At 38.4% G+C, this 388-nt stretch carries 1 protein-coding gene; it reads right to left on the reverse strand.

Translation table 11 applies throughout. The features are described 5' to 3' along the window. Positions 1–59: 59 nt before the first annotated feature. On the reverse strand, positions 60–388 hold a 329-nt coding region (locus EMN46_RS19800), incomplete at its 5' end, for a hypothetical protein (protein WP_229130454.1).

Here is a 388-nt window from a genome sequence, read left to right on the forward strand (position 1 = left end):
TATTAAAAGGTTTTATAGCCCTGCTATAGTACAAGGCTAAGTATTGGAAGACTAACTTACTACGGAGAAACAGGTTTTATCACTAGTTTGGGCAACCAAAAGCGATCTAGCTCAGCAGGCGTTAAATCTGACTCTTTAATAGGCCTAAGACTGCCATCTTCAGGAGGTGCCGCTAAGATATCTAAATCTGCTTCATGCACTTCACCAACGATGCTATCCCCTTCCCACTGCATTTTATAGTAAGAGCCGTGCCAAGGATCTATACCGTAATCTGTCGATTTACGGCGAATAAATAGCAAATCATACTCTAAATCAACCAAGTCATCAGATGAAATAAAATGATTGTTTTGATAAGGGTAATTCAAATAACACAAAGAACGTTTTGTTT

Origin of the sequence: Ancylomarina sp. 16SWW S1-10-2 (assembly GCF_009669305.1) — a bacterium.
Lineage (GTDB): Bacteria > Bacteroidota > Bacteroidia > Bacteroidales > Marinifilaceae > Ancylomarina.